The organism is Microbacterium sp. BLY (genome assembly GCF_017939615.1).
GTDB lineage: Bacteria > Actinomycetota > Actinomycetes > Actinomycetales > Microbacteriaceae > Microbacterium.
Genome location: NZ_JAGKSR010000001.1, coordinates 1,544,739 through 1,570,778, shown reverse-complemented (window position 1 = coordinate 1,570,778; position 26,040 = coordinate 1,544,739). Strand labels below are relative to the sequence as shown.

Here is a 26,040-nt window from a genome sequence, read left to right as displayed (position 1 = left end):
TCGCTCTCCCTGAGGCTGGGGAGGAAGGGTCAGACGGCCTTCTTCGCGGATGCTGCCGCGAACGCCGCGACCCGCGCCTGCGCGTCCGGGGTCTCCAGCGCGGCACCGATGGAGCGGGCCTCCTCGCTCAGTTGCTCCGCGAAGGTGCGTTCGGGCTGGGACCGCACCAGCCGCTTGGCCTGGCCGTACGCGTCGGCGGCCCCGGCGAGCCAGAACCGCGCGACCTCCTCGGCTCGCGCGCGGACGCGGTCGGCTTCCGCCCTGCCGTCCTCGCCCTCCACGACCTCCGCCACCAGCCCCCAGTCGAGGGCCTCCGCGGCGGTGAGCAGCCGGTCCTGCAGCACGAGCTGGAGGGCGCGGCGCTGGCCGACGGCGCGCGCGAGCTGTGCGGACACGGAGAGGTCGGGCGTGAGGCCGATGTTCGCGTACAGGCTCCCGAGCTGGGACCGTGATCCCACCACCGCATAGTCCGTGGCGAGCAGGATGCCGAGTCCGCCGCCGGCCGTCGTGCCGTGCGCCGCGGCGACCACCGGGACGCTCGACTCCGTGAGCGCGCGGATCCCGGTGTTGATGACTTCCGCCAGCGCGGTGATCTCCGCCCCGGACGACCCCATCGTCGTCGCCATGTCGATCACGTCGCCGCCCGCGCAGAACGCCGGGCCCGCCGCGTCGATGAGGATGGCCTGCACGTCGTCCCGCGACGTCGCCTCGACCGTCGCATCCCGCCACGCGTACGCCAGATCGGCGTTGAAGGCATTGAGGCGGGTCGGACGGTTGAGGGTCAGGCGCGCCAGCCCTCCGTCGACGGCGAACAGGATGGCATCACTCATGGCGTCTCCTTCGAGCACAGGTGGATGCCTCCAGGCTAGTCGCGCTCAGGAGCCGTCCCAGACGCGGGAGACGAACCGCTCCATGCGCCGCCGGGTGCCGTCGAGCCGGAAGTCCACCTGACCGGCCGCGCGGATCTCGTTCGGTGCAAGCGGGTGTGCCAGGCGCACGTTCTCATGACACGACAGATCGGCGCAGATGTAGGTGCCGACCGAGTCGCCGCGCTCCCCCGCCTCTCCCGTGCGCCGGGCGGCGAACAACGCCACCTGGTTGCCCGGCTGCATCGTGTGGCAGATGTTGCACATGCCCGAGCGACCGCGCCCGGGCTCGGACGCCCGCAGTACCACGCCCACCACGCGCCCCTCGTGCGGGATCAGGACGTAGCCGCGCTTGCCTGCGCTCGGATCCCGCCAGGCGAAGAAGTCCAGGTAATCCCAGTCCACGAGAAGGAAGTCGTGCGGCATCTCCATGACGCGCAGCTCGTCGGCGTCCGCGTTCACGAACGAGGCCCGGACGTCGGCTTCGGTGAGAGGTCGCATCGCTCCAGTCTAGGAACTCGGCGCGGAGGTGAGGCCGGGAACGGGAGAAGCCCCCGCGAGCGGGGGCTTCCGTGGTGGCGAGTGAGGGATTCGAACCCCCGAAGTCGAAGACGGCTGATTTACAGTCAGATCCCTTTGGCCACTTGGGTAACTCGCCAGAGCGCACCCGTCCGACTTGAACAGCCAACCGGGGGCACGAAGAACAATCATACCTGCCGGATGCGGGCGCGAGAAATCGAGGCGTCAGCTCCCGTACACGCCGCGGTCGGCGTCCGGCAGCGACTCCGGCGTGCGCAGCAGGCCGCCCTCGGCGCGACAGGTCGCGGCGGCCACGTCCATCGCGCGCTCCAGCAGGGCCGACCACTCCTCGGCTGCCTGCGGGGCGCCGTCCACCAGTCCGGCGGCGACGGCGGCCAGAGTCGCATCCCCCGCCCCCACGGTGTCGACCACGCGACCAGGGAGCGTGGAGATGGGCGCCGAGACTGATCCGGCCTCCGACTCGAGCACGGCACCGTCCGCACCGGCCGTCGCGAGCACGGCCGTGACGCCGAGGCTCCGGAGCCGTGCGCGCAGGGCGTCGAGATCGCCGTCGTACAGCACGTCCGCGTCGTCGGCACCGACCTTCACCAGCTCCGCGCGGCCCGCCAGCCGCTCGAAGCCGCGGACGAACTCCTCCCGCTCGGACAGCATGCCGGTGCGCGGGTTCGGGTCGATCGCCAGTCGCGCGCCTTCCAGCGCGTCCGCGAGGGCATCGACCTCTGCCGGGACGTCGAAGGGGAAGCAGCTGACCGCGACGATGTCCGCGCCGGCGATGGCGGCCCTCGCCTCCTCCGAGTATCGGATCGTGCGCTCCTGCGCCGCCCGGTTGAAGACGTAGCTCGGCTCACCGTTCGTGGCCCGGGTCACGACCGCACGCGATGACCCGTGCGGCGCCGCACTCGCGATCAGCCCCACGCCGTAATCGGCCAGATACTCGCGGATGTGCGCGCCCGCGATGTCCTCCCCGACCATCGCGATGAGCGTCGTGGGGATTCCGAGCCGTCGCAGCCCGACCGCCACGTTCAGGGCAGCTCCGCCGACGAACTCGCGGACGCCGCTGTCATCCCGGATCTCGTCGATCAGGGCGTCTCCGATGACGACGGCCGACCCGCCGGGGGAAGTCTCAGTGCTCACTCGCCGACCCTACCGCGCCCGCACGCGCTCCGGAGCGCGTGCGGGCGCGTGCACAACTCAGGAGATCGTGGCGCCCAGGCTGCGGGGGGCGCACGAAGGCGGCGTGCCGCCCCGGATCTCCTGAGTTGTGCACACCCGAACGCGCCGCGGGACGACGAAGGCCCCGGGCTGATGCCCGGGGCCTTCGTTCACTCACTCACACCTCAGTTGTAGGTACCGGGGGTGATGTCGTCCGTCGAGAACGCGTCGAAGTCGACGTAGCCGAAGTCGCCGTCCGCGTACGCGCCGTCGGATGCGAAGATCCGGTTCGGGTAACGCTCGCTCTTGGCTTCCTCGGTGGCCTCGACCGTGACGTCGCGGTACTTCGAGAGACCGGTTCCGGCGGGGATGAGCTTTCCGATGATGACGTTCTCCTTGAGACCGACCAGCGGGTCGCGCTTGCCCTCCATGGCGGCCTGCGTGAGCACGCGGGTCGTCTCCTGGAAGGACGCAGCGGACAGCCACGACTCGGTCGCGAGCGACGCCTTCGTGATACCCATCAGCTCCGGGCGACCGGACGCGGGGCGCTTGCCCTCGGCCACGGCCTCGCGGTTGATCTGCTGGTAGCGCTTCAGGTCGACCATCTCACCCGGCAGCAGGGTCGTGTCGGCGTGGTCGACGACGGTGACCTTGCGGAGCATCTGGCGGACGATGACCTCGATGTGCTTGTCGTGGATCGGCACACCCTGCGAGCGGTAGACGCCCTGGACGCCGCCGACGAGGTACTTCTGCACCTCGCGGGCACCCATGACGCGCATGACCTCCTTGGGGTCGAGCGTGCCGACCTGCAGGGGCTGACCGACCGAGACGTGCTGGCCGTCCTCGACGAGGAGGGTGGCACGCTTCAGCACCGGGTATACGACGGGCTCGTCGCCGTTGTCGGGCGTGAGGATGACCTTCTTGGCCTTCTCGGTCTCGTCGATCGTGATGCGGCCGTCGGCCTCCGCGATCGGCGATGCACCCTTGGGGGTACGCGCCTCGAACAGCTCCTGCACACGGGGCAGACCCTGCGTGATGTCATCCGCCGACGCCGAACCACCGGTGTGGAAGGTACGCATCGTCAGCTGGGTACCGGGCTCACCGATCGACTGGGCCGCGATGATGCCGACGGCCTCGCCGATGTCGACGGTCTTGCCGGTCGCGAGCGAACGGCCGTAGCACTGCGCGCACACGCCGACGGCGGAGTCGCAGGTCAGGACCGAGCGGACCTTGATGGTCTCGACGCCCGCGGCGACCAGCTTGTCGATGAGCACGTCGCCCACGTCGTCGCCAGCCGCGGCCAGGACCTCGCCCGCGGCGTTCACCACGTCGGAGGCCAGCGTACGGGCGAACACCGAGTTCTCGACGTTCGCGTCGCGCACCAGCTCACCCTGCGAGTTCGGAGCGGCGATCGGGAGCTCGAGGCCCTTCGACGTGCCGCAGTCCTCTTCGCGGATGATGACGTCCTGCGAGACGTCCACGAGACGACGGGTCAGGTAACCCGAGTCGGCGGTACGCAGAGCGGTGTCGGCCAGACCCTTACGGGTACCGTGCGTCGCGATGAAGTACTCCGCCACCGACAGACCCTCGCGGTACGAGGAGATGATCGGACGCGGGATGATCTCACCCTTGGGGTTGTTCACCAGACCACGCATACCGGCGATGTTCCGGATCTGCAGCCAGTTACCACGAGCGCCAGAGGACACCATGCGGTTGATGGTGTTGTCCTCCGGGAAGTGCGCCTTCATCGCGGCCTGCACCTCGTCGGTCGCCTCGGTCCAGATCTTGATGAGCTCCTGACGACGCTCGGCGTCGGTCGTGAGGCCCTTCTCGTACTGGGACTGGACCTTCGCGGCCTGCTTCTCGTAACCGGCGACGATCTCCGCCTTGTTCGGCGGGGTGAGGATGTCGCTCAGCGCGACGGTCACACCCGAACGGGTCGCCCAGTAGAAACCGGCATCCTTGATGCGGTCCAGCGTGGCGGCCGTCTCGACCTTGGGGTACTCCTCGGCCAGCTTGTTGACGATCTGCGACAGCTTGCCCTTATCGGCCTGCTCGCGGACGAAGGGGTAGCCCTTCGGCAGCGCGTCGTTGAAGATCGCCTGACCGAGCGACGCGTCGACCAGACCGTGCTTCTCGTAGCCCTCGGGAGCCTCGCCCTCGAGGAAGGCCAGACCCGGGATGCGGATGCGGACCTTCGCCTGCAGGTCGAGCGTGCCCTCGTCGTACGCGAGCTGTGCCTCGCCGACGGAGCCGAACGCACGACCCTCGCCCTTGGCGCCGGCCTTGACCGTCGTCAGGTGGTGCAGACCGATGATCATGTCCTGCGAGGGCAGGGTGACCGGACGGCCGTCCGACGGCTTCAGGATGTTGTTCGACGCGAGCATGAGCACGCGGGCCTCGGCCTGAGCCTCGACCGACAGCGGAAGGTGCACGGCCATCTGGTCACCGTCGAAGTCGGCGTTGAACGCCGCGCAGACGAGCGGGTGCAGCTGGATGGCCTTGCCCTCGACGAGCTGCGGCTCGAACGCCTGGATGCCGAGACGGTGCAGGGTGGGTGCACGGTTCAGCAGCACCGGACGCTCGCGGATGATCTCCTCGAGCACGTCCCAGACCTCGGGACGGGTGCGCTCGACGGCACGCTTCGCGGCCTTGATGTTCTGCGAGTGACCCAGGTCGATCAGACGCTTGATGACGAACGGCTTGAAGAGCTCGAGCGCCATCTGCTTGGGCAGACCGCACTGGTGCAGCTTGAGCTGCGGGCCGACGACGATGACCGAACGGCCCGAGTAGTCGACGCGCTTGCCGAGCAGGTTCTGGCGGAAGCGACCCTGCTTTCCCTTGAGCATGTCGCTCAGGGACTTCAGGGCGCGGTTGCCGGTACCGGTGACGGGGCGACCGCGGCGGCCGTTGTCGAACAGTGCGTCGACGGCCTCCTGCAGCATCCGCTTCTCGTTGTTGACGATGATCTCGGGGGCACCGAGGTCGATCAGGCGACGGAGACGGTTGTTGCGGTTGATCACGCGGCGGTACAGGTCGTTCAGGTCGGAGGTCGCGAAGCGGCCACCGTCGAGCTGGACCATCGGACGCAGCTCCGGCGGGATCACCGGGACGACGTCGAGCACCATCGCGGCCGGGCTCATGCCAGTCTCGAGGAACGAGTTGACGACCTTGAGGCGCTTGATCGCACGGATCTTGCGCTGGCCCTTGCCCTCCGAGATCTGCAGGTGCAGGCTCTCGGCCTCGGCGGCCAGGTCGAACGCGGCCAGGCGACGCTGGATCGCCTCGGCACCCATGTAGGCCTCGAAGTACTGACCGAAGCGGTCCTGCAGCTCGTGGAAGACGTCGTCCTCCGGTCGCAGGGCACCGACCTCGAGCGTGCGGAAGTCCTCCCACACGCGCTCCAGCTTCAGGATCGCCTCGTCGGCACCCTTGCGGATGAGCGACATCTCCTTCTCGGCGGCGTCCTTGACCTTCTTCTTGGCGTCGGCCTTGGCACCCTCGGCCTCGAGGGCCGCGAGCTCCTCCTCCAGCTTCGCCAGGCGCTCCGCGATCTTCGCGTCGCGGCGGTCGCCGAGCGTCTTCAGCTCGAGACGGATGTTGTTCTCCTGGGTGCCCAGGTCGCGGTGACGGGCATCCTCGTCGACCGAGATGACCATGTATGCGGCGAAGTAGATGACCTTCTCGAGGTCCTTCGGCGCCATGTCCAGCAGGTAGCCGAGGCGCGAGGGCACGCCCTTGAAGTACCAGATGTGGGTGACGGGAGCGGCGAGCTCGATGTGACCCATGCGCTCACGACGGACGGAGCTCTTGGTGACCTCCACGCCGCAGCGCTCGCAGACGATGCCCTTGAAGCGGACGCGCTTGTACTTGCCGCAGGCGCACTCCCAGTCACGGGACGGGCCGAAGATCTGCTCTCCGAAGAGACCGTCCTTCTCCGGCTTGAGGGTGCGGTAGTTGATGGTTTCGGGCTTCTTGACCTCGCCGTAGGACCACGCGCGGATGTGGTCTGCGGTCGCCAGGCCGATGCGAAGCTCATCGAAGGTTGTGGACTCGAGCACTAGTTCTCCTGTGTCGGAAATTCTTTTTGAGAAGTCTGGGCTTCGACAGGCTCAGCCACCCAGAGACTGGGTCCCTGAGCCTGTCGAAGGATTAGATCTCGTCGATCGAGGCGGCCTCGAAGCGGCTGGAGATGTTGATACCGAGTTCCTCTGCGGCGCGGAACGCCTCGTCGTCGGTGTCGCGGAGGTTGACCAGCGTGCCGTCGGCCGAGAGGACCTCGACGTTCAGGCAGAGCGACTGCATCTCCTTCATGAGCACCTTGAACGACTCCGGGATGCCGGGCTCCTGGATGTTCTCGCCCTTGACGATGGCCTCGTACACCTTGACGCGGCCGAGGATGTCGTCGGACTTGATCGTGAGGAGCTCCTGGAGGGCGTACGCCGCACCGTAGGCCTCGAGGGCCCACACCTCCATCTCACCGAAGCGCTGTCCACCGAACTGCGCCTTACCACCGAGCGGCTGCTGGGTGATCATCGAGTACGGGCCGGTGGAGCGGGCGTGGATCTTGTCGTCCACCAGGTGGTGGAGCTTCAGGATGTACATGTAGCCCACGGAGATCGGCGCCGGGAACGGCTCGCCGGAGCGGCCGTCGAACAGCTGCGTCTTGCCGCTCGAGTCGATCAGGCGCAGGCCGTCACGGGTCGGGAGCGTCGAGTCGAGCAGACCGGAGATCTCCTCCTCGCTGGCACCGTCGAACACCGGGGTGGCGACTTTGGTGCCGGGCGCGGCCTCGAAGGCCTGCTGCGGCAGCTTGGCGGCCCACTCCGGGGTGCCCTCGACCTTCCAGCCCTGCTTCGCGATCCACCCGAGGTGGGTCTCGAGGACCTGGCCGAAGTTCATTCGACCCGGGATGCCGAGCGGGTTGAGGACGATGTCGACCGGGGTGCCGTCCGCGAGGAACGGCATGTCCTCGACGGGCAGGATCTTCGCGATGACACCCTTGTTGCCGTGGCGGCCGGCGAGCTTGTCGCCCTCGGTGATCTTGCGCTTCTGGGCGATGTAGACCACGACGCGGCGGTTCACGCCGGAGCCGAGTTCGTCGTCGCCGTCCTCGGCGTTGAACTCCTTGACCGCGATGATCGTGCCCTGCTCACCGTGGGGCACCTTCAGCGACGTGTCGCGGACCTCGCGGCTCTTCTCGTTGAAGATCGCGCGGAGCAGACGCTCCTCGGCCGACAGCTCGGTCTCACCCTTCGGGGTGACCTTGCCGACGAGGATGTCGCCGGGGCGGACCTCGGCGCCGATGCGGATGATGCCGCGCTCGTCGAGGTCCTTCAGCAGCTCCGGGCTGACGTTGGGGAGGTCACGGGTGATCTCCTCCTTGCCGAGCTTCGTGTCGCGGGCGTCGACCTCGTACTCCTCGATGTGGATCGACGAGAGGGTGTCGTCCTTCACCAGGTCCTGGCTCAGGATGATGGCGTCCTCGAAGTTGTAGCCCTCCCACGTCATGAACGCGACGAGGAGGTTCTTCCCGAGGGCCAGCTCGCCGTTCTCGGTGGCGGGACCATCGGCGATGACCTCTCCGACCTCGACGCGCTCACCGGCCGAGACGACGACCTTCTGGTTGTAGGACGTGCCCTGGTTCGAGCGGTCGAACTTGCGCAGGTGGTACTCCTGCGTGCCGCCCTCGTCGAGCATGACGACGACGCGGTCCGCGGAGACCTCGGAGACGACACCGGCCTTCTCGGCGGTGATCACGTCACCGGCGTCGATGGCCGTGTAGCCCTCCATACCGGTTCCGACGAGCGGCGAGTCGCTACGCAGCAGCGGCACGGCCTGACGCTGCATGTTCGCGCCCATGAGCGCGCGCTGCGCGTCATCGTGCTCGAGGAAGGGCACAAGCGAGGTCGCGACCGACACCATCTGGCGCGGCGAGACGTCGATGTAGCCGATCTCCTCCGGGAGGAACAGGTCGACCTCACCGCTGCCGCCCTTGGGGCGCGCGAGCACGTGGCTCTCGCGGAAGCGACCCTTCGCATCGAGCGGCGCGTTCGCCTGCGCGATGTTGTAGTCGACCTCCTCGGAGGCGGTCAGGTAGTCGATCTGGTCGGTCACGACACCATCGACGACCTTGCGGTACGGCGTCTCGATGAAGCCGAACGAGTTGATGCGCGCGAAGGTCGCGAGCGCACCGATCAGACCGATGTTCGGGCCTTCCGGCGTCTCGATCGGGCACATGCGGCCGTAGTGCGAGGGGTGGACGTCACGGACCTCGACGCCGGCGCGGTCGCGGCTCAGACCACCGGGGCCCAGGGCCGACAGACGACGCTTGTTGGTCAGACCCGCGAGCGGGTTGTTCTGGTCCATGAACTGCGACAGCTGCGACGTTCCGAAGAACTCCTTGATCGCGGCGACGACGGGGCGCACGTTGATCAGGGTCTGCGGCGTGATGGCCTCGATGTCCTGCGTGGTCATGCGCTCGCGGACGACGCGCTCCATGCGGGACAGACCCGTGCGGACCTGGTTCTGGATCAGCTCGCCGACCGCGCGGATGCGACGGTTGCCGAAGTTGTCGATGTCGTCGGTCGCGAGACGGATCTCGGTCTTCTTGCCGCCGCGGATGCCCTCGAAGGTCTCCTCGGTGCCCGCGTGCAGACGCACGAGGTACTTGATCGTGGCGACGATGTCCTGCACCGTCAGCACCGACTCCGTCAGCGGGGTGTCGAGACCCAGCTTGTGGTTGATCTTGTACCGGCCGACCTTGGCGAGGTCGTAGCGCTTCGGGTTGAAGTAGAAGTTGTCGAGCAGCGCGCGGGCGGCCTCGGCGGCCACCTGCTCGCCCGGACGCAGCTTGCGGTAGATGTCGCGCAGCGCGTCTTCCTTGGTGACGATCGTGTCCTTCGCGAGCGTCTCCTCGATGGAGGTGTAGCCGGCGAACTCCGCGAGGATCTCCTCGCTGGTCATGCCCAGCGCCTTGAGGAAGACGGTGACGGACTGCTTGCGCTTGCGGTCGACGCGGACGCCGACCTGGTCGCGCTTGTCGATCTCGAACTCGAGCCAGGCACCGCGGCTCGGGATGACGCGCGCCGAGACGATGTCCTTGTCACTCGTCTTGTCGGGGGTCTTGTCGAAGTAGACACCCGGCGAGCGCACGAGCTGCGAGACGACGACGCGCTCGGAGCCGTTGATGATGAACGTGCCCTTGTCGGTCTGCAGCGGGAAGTCGCCCATGAAGACCGTCTGGGTCTTGATCTCACCCGTGAGGTGGTTCATGAACTCGGCCTCGACGTAGAGCGGAGCCGCGTAGGTCTTGCCCCGCTCCTTGCACTCCTCGATGGAGTACTTCTCCGGCTCGAGGTACGGGTTCGTGAACGACAGCTGCATCGTCTCGCCGAGGTCCTCGATCGGGGAGATCTCCTCGAAGATCTCGCCCAGACCGCTGTTCTCGTTCACGTCGGTGCGACCGGCGGCCTTGGCCTCGGCCACGCGCGCCTTCCAGGCGTCGTTGCCGACCAGCCAACCGAAGGACTCGGTCTGCAGGGCGAGAAGGTCGGGGACCGTCAGCGTGTCGGAGATCTTGGCGAACGAGAGACGGGAAGCTCCGCGTCCGTTCTTGGTGGTGGTGGATGTGGATGCGTTGGGAGCAGCAGCCAAGGGAATAACCTCCGTGAGCCCCGCAGGGCTTCTCGATTCCTTTGTCGTCAGGTGGAGTGCGCTCAGAAGCTCACGAGATGCCGACCACCATATGAGGGCAGGGAGAAGCGAGCGCAACTACCAACTATAGACGCGATCTCGCGACATGGCAAGCGCAATCCTTGACCAATCTTCGATGCTGCGGTAATGGGACCGGCGAGACCCCGGTTTCGACGCGAAACCGGGGTCTCGGGTCAGGAGGCGATGTTGAGCTCGTTCCCGGGGATCGAGGCGAGGAGGCGACGCGTGTAGGGGTCGCGAGGGTTCGTGAAGATCTCCTCCGACGACGCGGCCTCCACGAGCTTCCCGTCCTTCATCACGCACACGTAGTCGCTGATGAGACGCACCACCGCGAGGTCGTGCGAGATGAACAGGTAGCTCAGCCCGTACTCGCGCTGCAGGTCGCCCAGCAGCCGCAGGATCTGATCCTGCACGAGCACATCGAGCGCCGACACCGGCTCGTCGCACACGATGAGATCCGGCGACAGTGCCAGAGCACGCGCGATCGCGACGCGCTGGCGCTGCCCACCCGACAGCTCGGACGGGTAGCGCCGCAGCATCGACTGCGGCAGCGCGACGTCGTCCAGCAGCTGTCGCACGCGCTTGCGCCGATCCGCCCCGCTCCCCCGCTTGTAGAACTCCAGCGGCTCGGCGATCAGGCGCTCGATCGTGAACATCGGGTTCAGGCTCGAATACGGGTCCTGGAAGATCGGCTGCACCCGCTGCCGGAACTCCTTCGTCTCCGCGCGGTTCAGCGTCGAGATGTCCTTGCCCTCGTAGCGGATGAGTCCGCTCGTGGGTTCGATCACCTTGAGCAGCATCCGGGCGGTCGTCGTCTTCCCCGACCCGGACTCCCCCACGATCGCGACGGTCTCCCCCCGCGGGATCGCGAGCGAGACGTCGTCGACGGCGACGAAGTCGTCGTGCTTCCCGCGCACGGGGTACACCTTCGTGAGGTTCTCGATCTCGACGATGTTGCCCTTCGACGAGCTCAGGGACCCAGACCCCTGGTGGGTCGCTGAGCCTGTCGAAGCACCCTGGGTCGCTGAGCCCGTCGAAGCGTCCGCCTGGGTCGCTGAGCCCGTCGAAGCGTCCCGGACGAACGCCTCGGGACGCAGCCGGGCCACCGCCACCGACGGCGCCGCCTTCACCAGCGACTGCGTGTAGGGGTGCTGCGGATCCTCCAGGATCTGCCGCGCGGGCCCCTGCTCGACGACCTTGCCCCGATGCATCACGATCACGCGCTCGGCGCGTTCTGCGGCGAGCCCGAGGTCGTGCGTGATGAGGAGCACGGCGGTGCCCAGCTCCCTCGTCATCTCGGCGATCTGGTCGAGGATGGTCTGCTGCACCGTCACGTCCAGCGCGCTGGTGGGCTCGTCCGCGATGAGCAGTCGCGGCTTGCACGCCAGCCCGATGGCGATGAGCGCCCGCTGCCGCATGCCGCCGGAGAACTCGTGCGGATACTGCTTCGCCCGGCGCTCCGGATCCGGCAGCCCGGCGGCGGTGAGCGCCTCGACGACCTTGGACTGCACGTTCTGCCGCGTGGCGAGGCCGTGGGCGAGCAGCGTCTCGGCGACCTGCGTGCCGATCTTCGCGACGGGGTTGAGGTTGGACATGGGGTCCTGCGGCACGAGCCCGATGTCCCGTCCGCGGATCGATCGCAGCTCGTTCTCGGAGGCGTGGGAGATGTCCCGCCCGTCGAGCTTGATGCTGCCGGCGGCCACCTTCCCTCCGCCCGCGAGCAGCCCGATGATCGCCATCGCGGTCGTCGACTTGCCGGAACCGGACTCGCCGACGATCGCCACGGTCTCCCCGGGGCGGATCTCGAGGTCCACACCCTCGACGGCGTGAACGACGCCGTCCATGGTCGCGAAGTCCACCGCCAGGCCTTCGACCGACAGCAGGGGCTCGTCCGCCATGCCGTTCTCCTTCGCGGCGCGCACGGCGCCCTCGTCACGGATGTTCATCGTGCCCTCGTCCTCGGGTCCATGGCCTCTCGCAGCGCCTCACCGAGCAGGGTGAAGCCCAGTGCGGTGACGGCGATGCAGATGCCGGGGAGGAACGCCAGCCACGGGGCGATCGCCAGTTCCGCCTGCGCGTAGGTGAGCATGCGCCCCCACTCGGCCGTCGCGGGGCCGCCGCCACCGAGACCGAGGAACGACAGCGCCGCCGCGTCGATCACCGCGGTCGCGAGGGTCAGGGTGCCCTGCACGATGACGGGCCCGATCGCGTTCGGGAGGACGTGCGACATCGTGATCCGGCCGCGGCCGAGGCCGAGCGTCTGCGCCGAGAGCACGTAGTCGCTGGAGCGCTGCTGGAGCATGGACGCCCGCAGCAGTCGCGCGAAGATCGGCACCTGGGACGCCCCGATGGCGATCATCACGGCGTACGGGGTCTGCCCGAGGATCGCGGCGATCGACACCGCCAGCAGGAGGTTCGGCACGGAGAGGATGATGTCGACGACGCGCATGATGACCGTGTCGACCCAGCCGCCGAAGGTGCCGGCGAGGAGCCCGAGGATCATGCCGCCGACGAGACCCAGGGCGGTGGAGACGACGCCGATCAGCAGCGACGCCTGGGCGCCCCAGATGAGCTTGGACAGCACGTCGCCGCCGAACCGGTCCAGACCGAGCGGGAACTGCGGCAGCTCCCCTGGTCCGGGGATGTGCGTGGGGGTGATCTCCTTCGCCCCGGGGAGCGCGGTCTCGGGGTAGGGGGCGAGGACCGGCGCGAGCACCGCGACGAGGAGGAAGAGGAGCACGATGACGGCGCCGATCCACGCCGTCGGATTGCGCCGCAGCCGGCGGAAGACGTCGCGCCAGAAGCCGCCGCCGCCGTCCTTCAGGTCGGCCTGCGCGATCGCGACCGTGTCGATGCTCCCGCCGCTCTCGGCGGACGGTCCCTGTGCGGGTGGGAGGGCGATGCTCATACGAGCGCCTCCTTTCGGATGAGGGAGGAGGACATCACTGCACCCTCACTCTCGGGTCGATGAAGCTGTACGACACGTCCACAGCCAGGTTGATGAGGGCGTAGGCGATCGCGATGAAGATGATGAACCCCTGCAGCACCGGGAAGTCGCGCGTGAAGATGGCCCGCGCGAGGAACGACCCGATGCCGGGGAAGGCGAAGACCGTCTCGGTGAGCACCGCCCCGGAGATGAGCAGTCCGGTCTGCAGACCGATCGTCGTGATGACCGGCAGCATGGCGTTCCGGAGGATGAACCGGCTGCGCAGCGTGCCGGAGCCGACGCCCTTCGCCCGCCCCGTCCGCACGTAGTCCGCGTTCTGCACCTCCAGCACGCTCGCCCTGGTGATGCGGACGATGATCGCGAGCGGGATGGTGCCGAGGGCGAGCGCGGGGAGGATCAGGTGGAGGATCGCATCCCACGCGGCGTCGAACTCCCCCGTGATGATGCCGTCCCAGACGTAGAAGCCGGTGGGATGGGTGGCATCGATCCGGGGATCCTGCCGGCCATCCGAGGGCAGCCAGCCCAGCTGCACGGCGAAGACGTACTTGAGGATGAAGGCCAGGAAGAAGACGGGGATCGTGATGCCGATGAGGCTCAGCACGACCGACGCGTGATCGGTGAACTTGCCGTGGCGACGGGCCGCCCAGTATCCGAGCGGGATGCCGACGCCGATCGCGAAGATGAGCGCCGCGACGCTCAGCTCGATCGTCGCGGGGAAGCGCCGGAGGAACTCCTCTGTGACCGGCCGGTTGGTCTGGATGGAGGTACCGAAGTCACCCTGCAGCAGACGGGTGACCCAGATGAAGTACTGCTCGATGAGGGGCTTGTTGAAGCCGTAGAGCTCGTTGACCCTGGCGATGGCCTCCGGGGTGGCCTTCTCGCCGAGGAGGGCGACCGCGGGGCCGCCGGGAAGGGCCCTGACCCAGGCGAACAGCAGGATGCTGAGCCCGAACAGGGTGGGGATGAGGAACAGCAGTCGCCTGCCGATGGTGCGCAGCACAGAGTTCTCCGTCGATCAGAAGGTACGCCGTGCCCCGGCCCCGCGAGAGCGGAACCGGGGCACGGCATATCAAATGGTCAGGCCTACTTCGTGAGGACGATGTCCGTGAAGACCTCGTCGTTCACCGGGCTGGCGGGGTAGCTCTCGACGCGCGGGTCGAAGGCGAGCGTCGGCGCCGGGTGCGCGAGCGGGACGCCGGGGATGAACTCCGCGACCATCTCGTTGATGTCCTCGTACAACGCCGTCTGGTCGTCGAGGTTGGAGACCCCGCGCGCCTCGGTCAGCGCCTGGAAGAGCTCCGGGTTGTCGAAGCCCCACTCGGAGCTCTTCTGGCCGAAGAACACGCCGACGAAGTTGTCCGTGTCGTTGTAGTCGCCGGTCCAGCCGAGCAGGTGGATGCCGTGGTCGGCGGTGCCGGTGGTGCGGTCGAGGTACTCGACCCACTCCTCGGAGACCGGGGTGGTCTCCACGCCGACCTCGGAGAGCTGCGACGACAGGACGGTGTAGATCTGCTCGGGGTCCGGCATGTACGGACGTGAGACGTTGACCGGGTAGTTGAAGTCCAGCGCCAGCGGGTTCGACTCGTCGTAGCCCGCCTCCGCGAGGAGCTCCTTCGCCTTCTCCGGGTCGTAGTCGTAGGTCGTGACCTCGTCGTTGTAGCCGTTGACCACCGGCGGGACGAACTGCGTCGCCTTCTCGGTGCCCTCCGGGAGGACCTGGCTTATCAGGGCGTCCTTGTCGATCGCGTAGGAGAGCGCCTCACGCACCTTCGGATCCTGCAGCTCGGGGATCGCCTGGTTGAAGGCGAGGTAGAGGATCGTGAACGGGGGACGCGACACCATCGTGAAGTCGTCCTCCTCCAGCGCCTTCGTGTCGGCGGGGCCCACGAGGTCGTAGCCGTCGATCGAACCGGACTCGAGCGCCTGACGGCGGGCCGTCGGGTCGTCGATCGTGCGGAAGATGATCTCGTCGATCTGGCCGGGCTCGCCCCAGTAGTCGTCGTAGGCCTTGAGCGTGACCTGCTCGCCCGGCGCCCACTCCTCGAACTGGTAGGGCCCGGTGCCGACCGGGTGTCCCATGGCGTACTCGGACAGCTGCGGGGCCTCGGCGGTGCCGCCGACCTCGTCCGCACCGAACTCCTGCATGGCCGACGGGCTCTGCATGCCGAAGGCCGGGAGCGACAGCGAGGCGATGAAGCCGGCGAACGGCTTGTTCAGCTCGATCGTGACGGAGTTCTCCCCGTCCGGCGTGCAGGACTTGTAGACCGCGTCCTCCGGGTTGGAGGCGTAGCCCTTGAAGAGCTTGTTGTAGTAGTAGCCGAAGGCCTCGGAGGCGGCCAGCCCGGTCCAGTTGTACCAGCGGTCGAAGTTGGCGCAGACGGCCTCGGCGTTGAACGGCGTGCCGTCCTGGAAGGTCACGCCCTCCTTCAGCGCGAAGGTGTGGGACATGCCGTCCTCGGACGACTCCCACGACTCCGCCAGCAGCGGGGCCGGGTCGGCCGTCCCCGGCTCGGTGCCCACCAGCCCCTCGAAGATCTGGCGGGAGACGCGGAACGTCTCACCGTCCTGCGCGAACGCCGGGTCGAGGCTCGCGGGATCGGACGAGGCGGCGAAGACGAACGTGCCGTCGACATCACCGGAACCCTCCGACCCGTTGTCCCCGCGCTCGCTGGCGACACATCCGGCGAGAGCGAGAGCGGCGATGGTCGCTCCGGTGATGACGGCGATTCCTCGCCGAGGCATGGCTGACTGGTGCATGGGTGTATGACCTTCCCTGTCGGGCGCTTCCTTGCGCGTCTCCGGGCAGCGTCGCCGCGGAGACGGTGATTCCTCGAAGGTACCCAGAGGCCCGGCGGATGCCAAGGGTCGCAGATTGCGATCCGGTATCGACGCGCGGCCACCCGGCATCCGGTAGTGTCCAGAACGTGCCGGACACCACCCCCCTCGTCGTGTGCCTCGGCGAGGGCATGGTCGCCCTCGTCGCCGCCACCGCCGGACCGCTCGAGAACAGCCGCACGTTCCACCGCTCCCTCGCGGGCGCCGAGTGGAACACCGCGATCGCCCTCGCGTCCGCCGGCGTGCGGGCCGCGGTCGTCTCGCGCGTGGGCGACGACGGCTTCGGACGCTTCCTCACCGCCGAGCTCCGTGCGCACGGCGTGGACGATCGGGCCGTCGAGGTCGACCAAGACGCCCCGACCGGCCTGTACGTCAAGGAGCTCTCGCCGCGCGCGGACGGCGCGGTGGACGGCACCATGCACTACTACCGCGCGGGATCCGCCGCCGCCGCGCTGTCGCCGCGGACGCTGGAGTCGCCCGGAGTCGCGGCGCTGCTCGCCGAGGCGGCGCTCGTGCACACGTCGGGCATCACGCCCGCCCTCTCGCCCTCGGCGCGCGCCGCCCAGGAGGCCCTGGTGGCGGCACCGCGCCCGGGGCGCCTCGTCAGCTTCGACCTCAACTGGCGTCCCGCGCTCTGGCGCGGCCGCGAGGACGAGGCCCGCGCCCTGCTCGCCGATCTGGCCCACCGCGCCGACATCGTGTTCTGCACCCGCCCGGATGCCGCGATCGTGTTCGGCACGAGCACGCCGGACGACCTCCGTGCGCTGTTCCCCGAACCCCGCTACCTCGTCGTGACCGACCCCGCTGGTGCCGTGGCCTTCGACGGGGCGGAGCGGGCGCAGAGCGATGCCCTGGACGTGCCCGTCGTGGAGACGATCGGCGCGGGAGACGCCTTCGCCGCCGGCTTCCTCGCCGGCGTGCTCACGGGGTTGTCGCTGGCGGGAAGCCTCGCCCGCGCGCACCGCATCGCGACGCGCGCCATCGCCAGCACGCGCGACCACGTCGACTGACGGAGTCCTCAGTCGGTCTCGCGCCCGCGGCGCGGAGGCACCGCGTCATGCGTCCGCTGCAAGGACACCGCGACATGCTCCCCGCTCTGCTGGACGATGCGCACGAAGAGCACGTCGATGAGCGCGAGCTGCGCGATCCGGCTCGACATGGCCGCCATCCGGAACGGTGACTCCTGCGCCTGGCTGAGGAGCACCACGTCGGCGATCGCCGCGAGCGGGGAGTCGGCCGCGCTCGTCACGGCCACCGCGAGCGCCCCCGTGGCCTGCGCGACCTCCAGTGCCCGGACGGTCTCAGCCGTCTCGCCGCCGTGCGAGAAGGCGATCGCCACATCGGCGGAGGACCGCAGGGACGCGGCGGTGATCGCGAGGTGCGGATCCGCCGAGTGCGTCACCGAGCAGCCGATCCGGGAGAGCTTGAGCTGCAGGTCCTGCGCCGTCAGCGACGACGCGGCCTGACCGAACAGATCGATGTGCCGGGCGGCGACCACGGCCCTGGCCACCCGGTCGAGGGCCTCCGCGTCCAGCGCACGCGCCGTCTTCTCGATCGCATCGATCTCCTGGGCGGCGAGCTTGGCGGCGATGGCCGACGGCCCGTCCTCCCGGTCGATCGTCGTGGAATCCAGACCGAACCGCGCCTGCTGCGCCTGCGCCAGCGTGACCGCGCGGGCGACGGCCACCCGCAGCTCCCGGTAGCCGCTGTATCCCAGCGACTGCGCGAAGCGGGCGACCGTCGAGAGCGAGGTCTGACAGAGCTGCGCGAGGTCGTTGATCGCGAGATCGACGACGAGCGTCGGGTCTCCGAGGATGGTCTCGGCGACGCGTCCCTCCGCCGCGCTCAGCTTGGGGAGGGAGCGCCGCACCACGGCCAGAACGTCGTCGTCCATGCGCTGATCCCGTCTCAACCGGCGGCGGTCGTCCTCTGTCGGGGCCGGAAGCGCCCGAGCAGGGCCTCCCGTGCGGTCTGCGCGCCCAGCCGGCTGGCGGCACCGACCTCGACGGTCGGCAGCGGCAGCGGCTGCTGCACGGGCAGACCGACGTTCACCACGACCGCGTGCGGATCGCGGGCCGCCGTCCGCTCGATGAGGGCGCGCTGCGCCGGTTCGGCGTCGGGACGGTCGACCAGGACGACCGTCGTGCCGGGCGCCGCGGCGACCTCGTCGATCACGGCATCCTGCTCGTCCACGGACCGCGCGGCCACGTCCAGTCGCACCCGGAGGCCGTCACCCGCCAGCGCGTCCGCCACGTAGGAGGCGGCGCTGTCCACGGCGAGTGTCGAGCGTCGGCGGGCGTCGATCACCGCGAGGGCGTCGGCGGTCTCCGGAGCGCCTCCGTCGAGCGCTACAGCCCGACGGACGATCTCCGCGGCGTCGAACGGTGCGGCCGCGTCGAGCGGCGTGCCGGCGCGCAGCCGAGCGGCGAGTGCCGACACCCGGGCGGCGGCCTCCTCCACCCGCTCCCGCGCGAGCGTGCCGTCGCGCAGGGCCGCGACGATCCCGTCACGCGCGGCGAGGAAGTCGCGCCGGTCCTGATCGGGGAGCGCGGCGTCACCGGGGTTCGTCGGGTTGCCGATGCAGAGGAGGTCGGCACCGGCGGCCAGCGCGAGCGCCGCGCCCCCGCCGAGTCCGACGGTCTCCCTGATCGCGGCCATGTCGAGCGCGTCGGTGATGATGACGCCCTCGAAGCCCCACTCCCGCAGCATGCCGAGCACGCGCGGGTTGAGGGTCGCCGGCTGCGCGCCCCACGCGGGCACGACGATGTGCGCGGTCATGATGGCGTCGACGCCCGCTTCGACGGCGGCGCGGAAGGGCGCGAGGTGCACGCGCTCGTACTCGGCAACGTCGAGGGCGATCTCGGGCAGGGCGTGGTGCGAATCGAGATGGGTGTCCCCGTGCCCGGGGAAGTGCTTGACGCACGCGGCGACGCCGCCGTCCTGGATGCCGTCGACCGTGGCGACGACGTGGCGCGTCACGAGGGCCTCTTCGGAGCCGAACGACCGCACGCCGATGACGGGATTGCGGGGGTCGGTGTTGACGTCGGCGACCGGACCGAGCACGACGTTGGCCCCCACCGCGCGCACGCGACGGGCGAGCTCCGCGCCGGTGCGCTCCGAGGCGTCGACATCGTCGAGGGCACCCAGCTGCGCCGCTCCGGGGAGCGTCGAGCCGGTCGCGGACTCCAGACGGGTCACGCTCCCGCCCTCCTCGTCCACGCCGATCAAGGCGTCCGGGTTCGCGTGGAGGATCTGCGCGCTGAGTGCCGACAGTCCCTCTCCGACGTTCTGGCCGAAGTACACGACCCCGGCCAGCCCATCGCGCAGCTCCTCCCGGAGCCACTCGGGTGCGGTGGTGCCGAAGAACCCGGGCCAGAGCACGCCGTTCGCGAGGCGCTCGAGGTCGTCGGTCATCCCTTCACCGCTCCCGCCACCATGCCCGCGGAGAGCCGGCGCTGGACGATCACGAAGAAGATCATGACCGGGACGGTGATGATCGTCGACGCGGCCATGATGCTGCCCCAGTCGTTGGAGTACAGGCCGAAGAACGACTTGAGTCCGATGGAGACCGTGTACTGGTCGGTCTGCGCGCCCAGGATCGTCATGGCGAAGATGAACTCGTTCCAGGCCGTGATGAAGCTGAAGATGCTCGTCGCGACGAGACCGGGCATCACGAGCGGCAGCAGGATGGAGCGGAACATCCGCCACCAGCTCGCGCCGTCGATGTACGCGGCCTCCTCGAGCTCGACCGGCACGGCCGCGACGAAGCCGCGCAGCATCCAGATGCCGAACGCGAGCGACAGGGCCACGTAGACCACCATGAGGCCGATGATGCTGTTGAGCAGGCCGAGGCTCTTGACCTGGAGGAACAGCGGGATGACGAGCGCCTCGAGCGGCACCATCTGCACCACGAGGATCATCATCAGGACCGTGGTGCGGAACTTGAACCGGAACCGCGCGACGGCGACCGCCGCGAGCAGGCAGACGATGGCGCTGACCAGCACCGTGACGAGCGCCACGATCGCGGAGTTGCGCAGGTACGTGCCGAAGCCGCCCTCGGTGAGGACGAACGCGAAGTTGTCCCACGTGAACTCCTGCGGGAGCAGCGACTGCCCACCGCTGGAGGCCTTGGCGTCGAACGCGCTGGAGACCATCCAGTACACGGGGAACAGCGTGAAGACGAGGACGGCGGCGACGCCGATGCCGAGTCCGATGCGCGACCGGAGCCTGGGGCGGGGGTTCACAGCTCGTCCTCCTTCATGAGGGAGCGGATGTACACGATCGTGATGCCGATCAGCACGAGGGTGAGCAGCACCGCGAGCGCGGCGCCGAAGCCGTACCGGTTCTGGCCGAACGATTCGACGTACGACCACACGCCGAGGTTGAGCACCTGACGGTTGCCGCCGCTGCCGCCGGGCATGAGGTAGACCTGCGCGAAGACCTTGAAGTCCCAGATGGTCGACAGGATGATGACGACGGAGAAGACGGGCTTGAGCGTCGGGAAGATGATCTTCCAGAAGCGACGCCAGGCACCGGCTCCGTCGAGCGCCGCGGCCTCGAGCATCTCCTTCGAGACGCCGAGCAGGCCGGCGAGCACGGTGATCGCCACGAACGGGAAGCCGTGGTGGACGACGTTCAGCAGCACGATCGCGTAGAACGACCACTGGTTCGTGAACCAGTTGACCTGGCCGTCGATGAGGCCGAGGTCCTGCAGGACGCTGTTGAAGATGCCGCGGTCGGCATCGAAGATGAAGGTCCAGACGTAGGTGCCGGTCACGGCGGGCATCGCCCACGCGACCATGATGCAGCTGGAGACGATGGTGCGCCACACGGTTCCCAGCCGCGCCAGCAGCAGCGCGACGAGGGTCCCGAGTGCGACGGTGGTGAACACCGCGACGGCCGCGAAGCCGACCGTGTTGGGGAGCACCACCGTCCACAGGGTCGGATTGGTGAGCGCCTCGGCGTAGTTGTCCAGCCCGATCCAGTTGCTCTCACCGGTGTTGATCTCGCGCAGGCCGTAGTCCTGCAGCGAGTAGAGGAACACCTGCACGAGCGGCCAGAGCATGAGACCCGCGAGGATGATCAGCCCGGGAGCGAGGAGGAGCCAGGGGCGGGCCGTGACGATCGAGAGACCCCGACGCTTCCGGCCGCCGGCCACGGAGGCGGAGGAGGGCTCCGCCTTCGTGGCCGGCAGTGGCGCTTGCACCATCGACATGGAAGGAGTGGTTCCTTACTGGTTGAGCAGTTCGGTCATCTCGGCGGCGGCGTCCTTCGTCGCGGTCGCGACGTCCTTCTGCCCGCTGAGGATGGCCTGGATCATGGCGTTGGTGGTCTTCTTCGCCTGCACGGCGCCGAAGTTCGGCGTGACCGGGACGGACGCGCCGCCGTCGACCATCTGCTCCGCGAACGGGGCGACGAGCGGGTCGGTCGAGGCGAGGGCCTCCTCCATCGCGGACTGGACGCCCGGGAAGTAGCCGGTCTCGTCGGACCACTGCTCGGCGAACTCACCGGTGGTCATCAGCTTGACGAACTCCCACGCGAGGTCGGCGTTCTTGGTGGTGTTGAACACCGACAGGTGCGAGCCGCCGAGCACGGACGGAGCGATGCCGCCGTCCTGGCCGGGGATGACCGCGGCGCCGATCTTGCCCTCGAGCTCCGGGTTGGCCTCGATGAGCGCGTTCGGCGTCCAGGAGCCGGAGAGCATCATCGCGACGTTGCCCTGCGTGAAGGCGTCCCGGAGGTCGGTCTCCTTCCAGGTGGTCGCACCGGCCGACGAGAAGCCGTGCTCGGTGGCGAGGCCCGTGTAGAACTCGATGCCGGCCTGCGACTCGGCGCTGTCGAGCTCGCTGGTCCAGGTGTCGCCGTCCTTCGTGGCGATCTCGCCGCCCGCGCCCCAGACCCAGGGGTAGACCTGGAACTCGGCGTCACCGGCGACGGGGAAGGGCAGCATGTCGGGCTTGGCGGCCTTGATGGCCTCGCCAGCGGCGACGATGTCGTCCCAGGTCTTCGGAGCCTCGAGTCCGAGCTCCTCGAACACGTCGGTGCGGTAGACGATGGAGCGGACGCCGGCGTACCACGGCATGCCGTACAGCTCCTTGTCGTAGGTGCCGGCGACGGCGAGCCCCTCGACGAGGTCGTCGCGCAGGCCGTCCTCGGCGTCGACGTACTCGTCGAGCGGGAGGAGCGCGCCGGCGTCGGCGAACTCGGCGGTCCAGGTGGTGCCGGTCTCGGCGATGTCCGGGGTGGTGCCGCCGGCGATCGAGGTGACGAAGCGGTCGTGGGCGTCGGCCCACTGGATCTCCTCGATGGTGACCTTCGCGCCGGTCTCCTCTTCGAAGGCGTCCGAGACCTTGTCGTAGAAGGCGGTGGCGTCGGGGTTGGTCCCCTTCATGATCCAGACGGTCAGCTCCTGGCCCTTGCCGTCGGTAGAGCCGTTGCCGCCGCTGTCGCCGGCGCAGCCGGCCAGGGCGATCGTGGCGACGGCGCCGAGCGCCACCGCCGGAAGAATGCGCTTGTGCATGGGGGGATCTCCTCTTTGAAAGTCCAGGTGTGCATCGGGTGCGTACCGGGGTTAGGAAAAAGTATTCACGACTAACTAATTCCCTGCAAGTTCCTCCCACAATCGTCATACCCCCGTAACATCAGGCCGTCGCGGTAGGCTCCCCCGCATGCCCCGACGTGGATCAGACGCCGATCGCCCTCCCCTCGCCCGCCATGCGCCGCAGTCCGCACGCAGCCGCACCTCCCGGGTCCTCCGTGGTCTCGCGATCGGGCTCGCCGTGGTCCTCGTCTCGACGGCGGCGGTCGCCGGATTCCTCGTGTGGGACGTGTTCAACCGTATCGGCGACGGAGCCGTCACCCTGGAGGCGGCGCCCGAGGTCGACCCGCCGACGATCGGGGCGTACCCCGACGACAAGGCCTTCAGCATCCTGATCGTGGGCACCGACGAATGCGGACCCAAGGCCACCGCGCTCTTCGACGAGCGCTGCGCCGAAGCCGACGGCCGGAGCCGCAACGACGTCAACCTCCTCGTGCACGTCTCCGCCGCCCCGCGCAACGTGACCGTCGTCTCCCTCCCGCGTGACCTCGGCGTCCCCGTTCCCGAATGCACGCGCGAGGACGGCTCCGTCGCCTCGGCGATGCGGAAGGCGCCCATGAACTCGCTGTTCGAGCACGCCGGGCTCTCCTGCGTGGCGAAGACCGTCAGCGAGATGGGCGATATCCCCATCGAGTTCGCCGCCCGCATCAGCTTCGACGGCGTCATGGACGTCACGGACGCGATCGGCGGGGTCGACGTGTGCATCGCCGGCGACGGCATCCGCGACCGCCACACCGGCATCGACTGGCCGGCGGGCATGCGCACGGTCTCGGGCGTCGAGGCGCTCCAGTTCATCCGCACACGGCACGGCGTGGGAGACGAGAGCGACCTGGCGCGGATCTCCAACCAGCAGCAGTACATGTCGCGACTGGCCAAGAAGGTCCTCAGCGAGGAGACGCTGACCGACGTCCCCAAGGTGCTGCGGCTGACCAACGCCATCGCCGACAACATCGACCCCAGCGACGAGCTCGCCGACCCGCTCCGACTGACCCAGCTCACCCTCGCCCTGAAGGACGTGCGCTTCAGCGACTTCGTCTTCGTGCAGTACCCGAACGTCGCCGACCCGGACGACGACGACAAGGTGGTGCCCAACGAGACCGCGGCGGCCGCCCTGTGGGACGCCGTGCGGGCCGGCCGGCCGCTGCAGCTCACCGGAGACGTGACCACGCACCGCGGGGTCGAGCTCGTCACCCCCGCCCCGGAGGCCCCCACGACACCGGAGACCCCGTCGACCCCCGAGGCGACCGCCGCCCCGGCGCCGCGGGCGACGCTGCCCCCGGAGATCTCGGGGCAGACGCTCGAGCAGGAGACCTGCGCGCTCGGCAACCAGCGGTGACGGTGGTCGGCGCCGCGTAGGCTCGACGGCATGGGACGGACGAGAGCACGGGACGCCGAGCACCCCCAGACCCGGCTCGACCACGGCGGCCTCGCCCGCATCGTGCCGTCCGAGTTCACGAGCGGCTTCGAACTCGTCGTCGACGACACCCCGCAGTCCCACGTCGACCTGGACGACCCCACCCACCTGCACTTCGAGTACATCGTGCGGATGGGAGCCGTGATCGACCAGCTCCGCTCCGGACCGCTCACCGCGGTGCATCTGGGAGCCGGCGCGCTCACCATCCCCCGCTACATCGAGGCCACCAGGCCCGGATCGCGCCAGCAGGTGATCGAGCTGGAGGCCCCGCTCGTGCAGCTCGTCCGCGAGCACCTGCCCCTGCCGAAGGGCGCGGCGATCCGCCTACGCATCGGCGACGCGCGCGAGGGGGTGCGGAAGCTCCCCAGCGCGCTGCACGACGCCTGCGACCTCGTCGTCTCCGACGTGTACTCGGGCGCCCAGACGCCCGCGCACCTCACCAGCGTGGAGTTCTACCGCGAACTGACCGCCCTGCTCGCGCCGGGCGGCGTGCTGCTGGTGAACGTGGCCGACGGGCCCGGCCTCGCATTCGCGCGACGGCAGGCGGCGACGATCGCCGAGGTGCTCCCCGAGATCGGGATCCTCGCCGACACCCAGGTGCTCAAGGGACGACGCTTCGGCAACCTCGTCGTCGCCGCCTCCGCCGCTCCGCTGCCGACGGAATGGCTGCCGCGCCTGCTCGCCGCCGGCCCGCACCCGGCCAAGATCGCCCAGGGCGACGAGGCCCGCGCCTTCCTCCAGGGCGCCCGGATCGTCACGGATGCCGATTCCGTCGCCTCCCCTCGCCCGGATGCGTCGCTGTTCCTGCGCTGATCGGGCGCGCCGCCCCGCAGAGCACGGATGCGGCAGGCAGACTGGACGAGGACAGCGGCGGGGACGCGCGGAAGGAGAGCAATGAGTTTGATCCGGGGATACGACCAGGAGAGCCTCCGCGAACGGGTCGATCTCGACGAGTGCGCCGCCCGCCTGTCCGAGATCGAGGACCAGCGCAGCCTTCCCGCCCTGCTCGAGCGCGTCTGGCTGTTGAAGGTGCTCGGCCGCCTCGACGACGCCCTCGTGCTCGCCGACGAGGCCGTGCGACAGGCGCGCATGGCGGGCACCCGCAAGGACGTGCTCCGCGCCCGCGTGCTCCACGCGACCATCCTGCAGTACCGGGGCGCCCATGCCGCCGCCGAGCAGGAGCTGGCCACGTGCGCGGCGGAGGCCGAAGGACAGCGCTGGCTGTCGATCGCGGCGTTCGCGTACCAGCACCACGGCAAGAACGCCTACGACGCCGGGGACTACGAGACCGCGCGGGAGAGCTTCAAGCAGTCGCTGTTCCTGCGGCGCGAGTCCGGCGCCGAGGACCGCGAGCTCGAGACCGTCCTCCTCGCCATCGAGGCCGTGGAGCGCCGCCGGCCGTCCCAGCTCATCGCCGGATGACGTCGCAGCGCCCCGGTGTCGGCGGCATGCCATAACCTGAGCGCATGGCGGAACTTGACCGCGTGCGCGTCTGGGGCGAAGCACTGATCCGGTTGCATCTGGACGACACCTGGTCGTTCGACTTCGACCATGCCAAGCGGCGTGCCGGACAGTGCGACTACACCCGGAAACGCATCACGGTGTCGCGCTACCTCGCCGCCCGCTTCGAGGACGACGAGATCCACCAGGTGCTCCTGCACGAGGTCGCTCATGCGCTGGCCGGTCACCAGGCCGCGCACGGCCCCGCCTGGAAGCGCGTCGCCCGCGACCTCGGATACGTCGGCGGCACGACCCACCGCGGGGAGACCGCGGTGGAGCTCGCGCCGTGGGTGGGCCGTTGCCCGGCCGGGCACGTGACCTACCGGCATCGGCGTCCGACGCGCGCGACCTCCTGCGCCCGTTGCTCCCGCACCTTCGACGCGCAGCACCTGTTCGCGTGGACGCGGCGCGAGATCACGACAGACACACGGCTGGCCGCGCAGGCACCCCGCTGACGTCCGTAGAGCGGATC

At 69.1% G+C, this 26,040-nt stretch carries 19 protein-coding genes and 1 tRNA gene; 5 read left to right on the top strand and 15 right to left on the bottom strand.

The genetic code is table 11. The annotated features are described in order from the left end of the window. Positions 1 to 29 precede the first annotated feature (29 nt). The 10 genes from KAF39_RS07790 to KAF39_RS07745 form a co-directional block, all read right to left on the bottom strand. Complete coding sequence (locus KAF39_RS07790; protein WP_210676741.1) at positions 30 to 830, bottom strand: enoyl-CoA hydratase/isomerase family protein; 801 nt, start codon at positions 828 to 830, stop codon at positions 30 to 32. A 45-nt stretch (positions 831 to 875) separates the two neighbouring features. Next, on the bottom strand, positions 876 to 1,367 hold the full coding sequence (locus KAF39_RS07785) for an FBP domain-containing protein (RefSeq protein ID WP_210676740.1): 492 nt from the start codon (positions 1,365 to 1,367) through the stop codon (positions 876 to 878). Positions 1,368 to 1,439: 72 nt separating this feature from the next. Further along, a tRNA-Tyr gene (locus KAF39_RS07780) sits at positions 1,440 to 1,524 on the bottom strand. A gap of 86 nt (positions 1,525 to 1,610) precedes the next feature. Then, positions 1,611 to 2,540 (bottom strand): PfkB family carbohydrate kinase, encoded by a 930-nt coding sequence (locus KAF39_RS07775; RefSeq protein WP_210676739.1) that lies wholly within the window; start codon positions 2,538 to 2,540, stop codon positions 1,611 to 1,613. A 203-nt stretch (positions 2,541 to 2,743) separates the two neighbouring features. Next, entirely contained in the window at positions 2,744 to 6,619 is a 3,876-nt protein-coding gene (rpoC, locus tag KAF39_RS07770) for a DNA-directed RNA polymerase subunit beta' (RefSeq protein ID WP_210676738.1), read from the bottom strand. Between the two features lie 91 nt (positions 6,620 to 6,710). Beyond that, complete coding sequence (locus KAF39_RS07765; protein ID WP_210676737.1) at positions 6,711 to 10,214, bottom strand: DNA-directed RNA polymerase subunit beta; 3,504 nt, start codon at positions 10,212 to 10,214, stop codon at positions 6,711 to 6,713. Positions 10,215 to 10,447: 233 nt separating this feature from the next. Next, on the bottom strand, positions 10,448 to 12,220 hold the full coding sequence (locus tag KAF39_RS07760) for an ABC transporter ATP-binding protein (protein WP_210676736.1): 1,773 nt from the start codon (positions 12,218 to 12,220) through the stop codon (positions 10,448 to 10,450). After that, the gene (locus KAF39_RS07755; protein ID WP_210676735.1) at positions 12,217 to 13,182 is read right to left on the bottom strand and encodes an ABC transporter permease; all 966 of its coding nucleotides are present in this window, start codon (positions 13,180 to 13,182) and stop codon (positions 12,217 to 12,219) included. Before KAF39_RS07755 ends, KAF39_RS07760 begins: the two co-directional genes overlap by 4 nt. A 34-nt stretch (positions 13,183 to 13,216) precedes the next feature. Then, positions 13,217 to 14,221 carry an ABC transporter permease gene (locus KAF39_RS07750; RefSeq protein WP_210676734.1) on the bottom strand — a complete coding sequence of 335 codons (1,005 nt, stop codon included), beginning with the start codon at positions 14,219 to 14,221 and terminating at the stop codon, positions 13,217 to 13,219. A gap of 83 nt (positions 14,222 to 14,304) precedes the next feature. Next, positions 14,305 to 15,978 (bottom strand): ABC transporter substrate-binding protein, encoded by a 1,674-nt coding sequence (locus KAF39_RS07745; protein ID WP_210676733.1) that lies wholly within the window; start codon positions 15,976 to 15,978, stop codon positions 14,305 to 14,307. Between the two features lie 167 nt (positions 15,979 to 16,145). On the opposite strand from KAF39_RS07745, the gene KAF39_RS07740 reads away from it, so the two are divergent. After that, positions 16,146 to 17,066, top strand: coding sequence for a sugar kinase (locus tag KAF39_RS07740; RefSeq protein ID WP_210676732.1), 921 nt, complete (start codon positions 16,146 to 16,148; stop codon positions 17,064 to 17,066). 8 nt (positions 17,067 to 17,074) lie between these two features. On the opposite strand, the gene KAF39_RS07735 is transcribed toward KAF39_RS07740, so the two are convergent. From KAF39_RS07735 to KAF39_RS07715, 5 genes are read right to left on the bottom strand one after another with little or no spacing between them, the layout of a single operon-like run. Continuing rightward, positions 17,075 to 17,950 (bottom strand): MurR/RpiR family transcriptional regulator, encoded by an 876-nt coding sequence (locus KAF39_RS07735; protein WP_210676731.1) that lies wholly within the window; start codon positions 17,948 to 17,950, stop codon positions 17,075 to 17,077. A 14-nt stretch (positions 17,951 to 17,964) separates the two neighbouring features. Then, positions 17,965 to 19,470 (bottom strand): glycoside hydrolase family 3 N-terminal domain-containing protein, encoded by a 1,506-nt coding sequence (locus tag KAF39_RS07730; protein ID WP_210676730.1) that lies wholly within the window; start codon positions 19,468 to 19,470, stop codon positions 17,965 to 17,967. Next, on the bottom strand, positions 19,467 to 20,300 hold the full coding sequence (locus KAF39_RS07725) for a carbohydrate ABC transporter permease (RefSeq protein WP_025104419.1): 834 nt from the start codon (positions 20,298 to 20,300) through the stop codon (positions 19,467 to 19,469). The genes KAF39_RS07730 and KAF39_RS07725 overlap by 4 nt, the downstream gene beginning before the upstream one ends. Beyond that, positions 20,297 to 21,271, bottom strand: coding sequence for a carbohydrate ABC transporter permease (locus KAF39_RS07720; protein WP_187663353.1), 975 nt, complete (start codon positions 21,269 to 21,271; stop codon positions 20,297 to 20,299). Before KAF39_RS07720 ends, KAF39_RS07725 begins: the two co-directional genes overlap by 4 nt. A 15-nt stretch (positions 21,272 to 21,286) precedes the next feature. Beyond that, entirely contained in the window at positions 21,287 to 22,576 is a 1,290-nt protein-coding gene (locus tag KAF39_RS07715) for a sugar ABC transporter substrate-binding protein (protein ID WP_210676729.1), read from the bottom strand. A 148-nt stretch (positions 22,577 to 22,724) separates the two neighbouring features. On the opposite strand from KAF39_RS07715, the gene KAF39_RS07710 reads away from it, so the two are divergent. The 4 genes from KAF39_RS07710 to KAF39_RS07695 all read left to right on the top strand — a co-directional run bounded on the left by KAF39_RS07710 (position 22,725) and on the right by KAF39_RS07695 (position 26,023). After that, positions 22,725 to 23,990, top strand: coding sequence for an LCP family protein (locus KAF39_RS07710; RefSeq protein ID WP_210676728.1), 1,266 nt, complete (start codon positions 22,725 to 22,727; stop codon positions 23,988 to 23,990). A 30-nt stretch (positions 23,991 to 24,020) separates the two neighbouring features. After that, positions 24,021 to 24,881, top strand: coding sequence for a spermidine synthase (locus KAF39_RS07705; RefSeq protein WP_210676727.1), 861 nt, complete (start codon positions 24,021 to 24,023; stop codon positions 24,879 to 24,881). 81 nt (positions 24,882 to 24,962) lie between these two features. Then, a complete protein-coding gene (locus KAF39_RS07700) occupies positions 24,963 to 25,490 on the top strand; it encodes a hypothetical protein (RefSeq protein ID WP_210676726.1) in 528 nt (175 codons plus the stop codon). 44 nt (positions 25,491 to 25,534) lie between these two features. Then, positions 25,535 to 26,023, top strand: coding sequence for a SprT-like domain-containing protein (locus KAF39_RS07695; RefSeq protein ID WP_210676725.1), 489 nt, complete (start codon positions 25,535 to 25,537; stop codon positions 26,021 to 26,023). Positions 26,024 to 26,040 lie beyond the last annotated feature (17 nt).